This is a genomic window from Candidatus Ruminimicrobium bovinum (assembly GCF_902760015.1).
Taxonomy (GTDB): Bacteria; Elusimicrobiota; Endomicrobiia; order Endomicrobiales; family Endomicrobiaceae; genus Ruminimicrobium; species Ruminimicrobium bovinum.
This window is the reverse complement of record NZ_CACWEU010000266.1, coordinates 1-4,921: the sequence shown is the minus strand read 5'-3', so window position 1 is coordinate 4,921 and position 4,921 is coordinate 1. Positions and strand designations below refer to the sequence as shown.

Sequence of the window (4,921 nt, the reverse complement as noted above, 5' to 3'; positions counted from 1 at the left end):
TTTTTCGGCAAATATGGTATATTTAGGGCATGAACATTTATGGCCCATGGACAAGCAGACTGATTAACGCCTTCGCCGACTACACCTTGTTGAAGGAAGTCGGTACCCGTATCGTGTCCGTCGAGGACTTGATTACCTCTAACGCCCACGACAAGGCACTGCTCAGAAAAATCAAATCCAACTCCGTGTCCGAAATCGGACTGCTCACCCAGCTCTACGAGCAGTTCATCCGGTACCGCAACGACATCAACAAGTACGAACCGCTGAAGTACCATTACCTCGTCATTGCGATGATTGATACGCTGTCGTACGACATCCTAGCAATTGACCCCCGTACCAAGCACACGTTCGACATCGTTGTGGACAACAAGTATCCCAAGTCCAACGAGGCCAACAGGATTCTGAAGGATTTCCGTGAATCCACCCAGTTCGACAAGTACGTGTCCAAGATTATCTTTGACGCCATATTCTACGGGAAATTTTTCTGCGAGTACATCCGTGACAAGCAACGTCATATCGTAGGCCTGAAGGATACCGCCCAACCGGGTTCCATCTTTACGATATCGTTGGACGGCTTGGGCGCAAGGCCGATGTATTACAAGATGTCCGCAGCCGAAATCAATACCATCGAGCAGCTCGACAACAAGGAAATTATCTGTCTTGACATGCAGAGCGACAGGTCCCGTCTGTCGCTGAACCCGATGACAATCACGATGGAAGGCCGCGATTCCATTATCGCCCAGACGGGCAGCATCGGCAGGCCCTATTGTTTTGAAATCTACGATAAGTTAGTCGGGCTAGAGATGCTTGAGCAGTTGGACCTCGCATCCATCAATGCCGCCCTCCAACGCAATTCCCTTGTTTCCGTTACGGCACCCGACGGGCTTGACCTTGAACAGCTCAAGGAATTTACAGCCTGGTACGAGAAGGTCATCAACAACACGGGTGATGAGACTGTCAATACCTACAATCTCGGTGCCATCAAGATGTACGCAGCCGAGGCCACCAAGCTCCGTGTCGTCCCCCAACAGAGCCAACGCGGGGCCATTGCCCCCTCGCTCAACGCAGCAGCCGATTCCACGGTGGCCGGACTCCCCGATAGGGTGGAGAAGCAGCGCAACCTCATCCTGGACATCAAGGCCATCCCGCCCGAGTTCATCTTTACGGGACGTGACGAGACCAAGCCCGGTGGTTCGCTCAGACGTTACGCCCGCTACGCCCGACAGGTCAAGGCGGGTCAGTTCGCAATAAACGAGTTCATCTCGACCATTGCAACCGACCTCCTGGCATCTTACGGGTACGATGTCCGTGGCCATCTGAACGTGATGCAGTATTGCGCCATCAACACGTCCGAACTCGACCGCCTGGAATATGCGGACGCCTCGGCTACTGTAATCTCCAACATCTACAATACGTTGCGTGATATTATCTCTGACGAGAAGATTCAGCCGTTCGTCAATAACGAGGAATACGCAAGGTTTATGGAATCGCTTATCGACGCCTTGGCGGGTGCCTCCCAAATCATCAATGTGCCCGATACAGACAAGCCGCACGTACGTCCGTCAAAGCAGGTAGACTAGAACCATGGCAAAGAAGGGTCAGATATACATCGGGGGCGTACCGATGTCCGCCAAGAAGTACGCAGAGGCCCGTGCATTCAATATTGGGGCTTCCAGGTACATCAAGGCACGCAGACAGGCGCGTGAGCGTGCCCGTCAAATCCGCGAGAAAATCGGCCCGCAGTCTATGGAGTGGGTACAGAGCGCACTATTCCTGTACGCCTGCAAGAAGAACAGATTGGAGAAGGACTTGCGCAGGGCGATATGGGCCTACACGTCGGCCATGGTGACCAAGTTGGAAGATTTCGTGACCAATGCGGAGAAGGTGGCGCAGCGGGAGAATATTGCGGACTCCTTCCATTGGGTAGCACTGCAACTGCGCAGCGCCGTCCGCACCCACATGAAACTGTTGGACATGTTCAAGGACGAGGAAATCGTGATACCACCCGTGACGAACGCAGGCCGGGACATCCGAAATATCGTGCACAGGCCAAACGACAGGGACAGCTACGAGTCCATGTCCTATATGCTTACCACGTTCCGTCAGAAGAACCCGGAGGCCGAAAGCCTCGTACCGAAACCGGATGACGATACCCCGTAGTCGGTATCCTCTTGCATTGCCACCGATATTTTATTATATTAGAATCTAAGGACATATCGGAGCGACCACTTGAAACTGGCTGATAGACAATGCAATCAGGAGAGTGGCTATGTCTCGCAATGTTCCGCATCGCAGATGGACAGACACCGAAAAGAAATGTGTAGAATGTGGCGATGTGCCCGAAGGCCGTACCTACTTGCAGGCGGCATCGTACGCGCACAAGCACGGGATACCCTGGAAGGAATTACGCAAGGGCAAGTGCAAATGGTTCTGGTCCCCGACCGAGGATGCCACGTTGCTTGCCGGCAACGTCGTACCCGACCGCTCGTGGGAGAGCATCCGGCAGCACAAGGAACTGCTCGGGATACCGAGGGAGGCGAAACCCCGATACTCGGACTACGTGGAATTTTCCAAGTACAACAGGACCGCACCGAAAGTGATATCGAGGAATAAGAATGGCTGATACGGTTAATCCGTTCGACGTGCTGCATTCCCTGTTGGACCCTAACGCCACGTTCGAGGACAACGTGGCACGGATACAGGACCTGTTGGAGTCCGGAAAGCTGGACTTGCAGTTGGTGGCGCGCCTTCTCGTGGAGGCGGATGTCATGCCCGTCCTCGCAGCAAACAATTATCATCTGAACATGGACTTGAAAAAACTCTCCCGACAGTTGGAGGTGGCGGATGCCTGTATACGGGACTACTCCGAGCAGTTCAAGGAGATGGCCGTGGCAAGCCAGGACGGAATTACTGCTGCGGACGAAAGACAGGAGGCGTGCAGGATGCTCAAGTTCCCGAACGGGGAGTTGGTGAACTAGCCTATGGTATCTTGTTATATACATACCCGGAGGTAAATATTATGGCCCGAAGAATTGTAATCGACATCGAGACTGTACCGAGACCCGGAATCATGGACACGTGGTATCCGCAGTGGGCTTCGGAAAAGTATCCCGGAAAGGAAGGGCAGGATTTGGAGGACATGGCTGCACTCCATGGCGAGTTCGGCATGATTACCGCCATCGCCTATGCCAACGCCCTTACGGACGAGGAACCGATGGTGTTCACTGCCGGCTCCTTGGAAGAGGAAGCGGAGATGTTGGAGGAGGTCTATCCAACCCTGAACAACATGGGCGTGACGCTCATGGGTCACAATATCAAGGGATTCGACATTCCCTTCTTGGCCAAGCGTTATATTGCGCAGTGCAATCGTCTCCCGTGCAGTCTCAACGTAGGTGGCCGGAAGCCGTGGGAAGTCCCCCACAAGGATACGATGGAAATCATGCGTTTCGGGGGAGGCCCGTCCATGTCGCTCCGCTCCGCATGTCTCCTGTTCGGCATCAAGGACCCGAAGGAAGCCACGTGCGGTTCAGAGGTAGCCGAACTTTTCCGACAGGGAAAGATTGCGGAAATCGGCCAGTATTGCGCAGGCGACGTGGTTGCCGAACGTGCGCTTATCCGTAAACTTTCAGACGTTATGTAACCGGAGTTGTGTAATTATGAGAAACCTTTATATAGGTATCGACAATGGTACATCGGGGTCTATCGGTTGGCTTGGCGAGGATGTTGATACGGGTTTCGCAGAAACTCCGAAGTTTGAAGAGCAGTCCTATACGAAAGCCGCCAAGAATATTACCCGCATCGACCGTAAGGCTCTTCGTGAATTGGTCTTGAAGATTTTGGGCGAACATAAGCCCTATGAAGCCCTTGCAATATTGGAACGTCCCCGTGTGAACCCGAAACAGTTTGTAACTACTCTTTCGGCTATGAGGGCTTTGGAAGCAACCCTTTGTGTTCTGGAAGATTTGGGTGTTCCACTAACCTACACGGATTCTCGCCCGTGGCAGAAGAAAATGTTGCCACAGGGTATCAAGGGTTCTGCTGAACTCAAGAAAGCATCCAAGGAGATTGGTTGCAGACTGTATCCGCAGTTTGCCGAAGCCATCCGAAAGCACAAGGATGCGGACGGTCTGTTAATAGCAACTTGGGCAAGTCGGGAACGATTATAAGGAGCCTTTATGAAAGACATGACACTACAAGACTTGACTACTACTCCGGTAGACATCGAGACGTTCATCAAGGACCCCGAGTATTTGGGGGCCTACTTTACGGACGTGTATCCCTATTGGGTTGACAAACTCAAATCTATTTATGCCGACCCGTTACACCCGAGCTGCGTGGAAGTCCTGTTGGCGGGTAGTTACGGGACCGGACGGACTACTGCGGCAGTCATAGGGTTCCTGTACGACCTGTATATTCTTACATTGGTCAATAATCCGCATGAGGTATGGTCGTTGATGCCTAATACGTCCATTAATTTTGCCATTGTCGGCCATAATGTTAATGGTTGTTATAGCGACATGATATTGGACGCCCTGTCGCTTTCCCCGTATTTCCGCTCCAAGATTCTGCCCGGAAAGGGTGCGGTATTGCAGGACAACATGTTCGCCAACGGAATCGGCATTATGTGTATCCATCCGTCGGATTTTAGCGTATCTAGCTTTCTCGGAAAGGCCATAATCGGTGCGATATTCGAGACCGATACGGGGGATTGTTCTCCCGATTCGGCCTACGAGAAAACATACAGCACTTTGTATAGACGGTTTTATGCCCGGTGTGTAAACCAGGAGGAAATATCGACTTGCCGCCTGTGGATGGTATCTTCTGCCGAGGGACTGCTTACATCGTTCCTTAAAAGTCACGTGGATACTATGCTTGTTAGCCCCGTGTGTGAATATATTGCACCGTCCATTTGGGATGTCCA

General features: G+C 52.4%; 6 protein-coding genes. All 6 read left to right on the top strand.

The window, feature by feature from the left end; translation table 11 throughout:
- The first annotated feature begins 29 nt into the window (after nt 1-29).
- Nucleotides 30-1,580: a hypothetical protein gene (locus tag ACMUOV_RS08695; RefSeq protein ID WP_413854760.1), complete on the top strand. Its 1,551-nt coding sequence runs from the start codon at nt 30-32 to the stop codon at nt 1,578-1,580.
- A 43-nt stretch (nt 1,581-1,623) separates the two neighbouring features.
- The gene (locus ACMUOV_RS08690) at nt 1,624-2,160 is read left to right on the top strand and encodes a hypothetical protein (protein WP_413854759.1); all 537 of its coding nucleotides are present in this window, start codon (nt 1,624-1,626) and stop codon (nt 2,158-2,160) included.
- Nucleotides 2,161-2,615: 455 nt separating this feature from the next.
- Complete coding sequence (locus ACMUOV_RS08685; RefSeq protein WP_413854758.1) at nt 2,616-2,978, top strand: hypothetical protein; 363 nt, start codon at nt 2,616-2,618, stop codon at nt 2,976-2,978.
- A 41-nt stretch (nt 2,979-3,019) separates the two neighbouring features.
- On the top strand, nt 3,020-3,640 hold the full coding sequence (locus tag ACMUOV_RS08680) for a hypothetical protein (RefSeq protein ID WP_413854757.1): 621 nt from the start codon (nt 3,020-3,022) through the stop codon (nt 3,638-3,640).
- 16 nt (nt 3,641-3,656) lie between these two features.
- Nucleotides 3,657-4,166 (top strand): hypothetical protein, encoded by a 510-nt coding sequence (locus ACMUOV_RS08675; protein ID WP_413854756.1) that lies wholly within the window; start codon nt 3,657-3,659, stop codon nt 4,164-4,166.
- Nucleotides 4,167-4,175: 9 nt separating this feature from the next.
- The coding region (locus ACMUOV_RS08670) for a hypothetical protein (RefSeq protein ID WP_413854755.1) at nt 4,176-4,921 on the top strand (746 nt) is incomplete at its 3' end.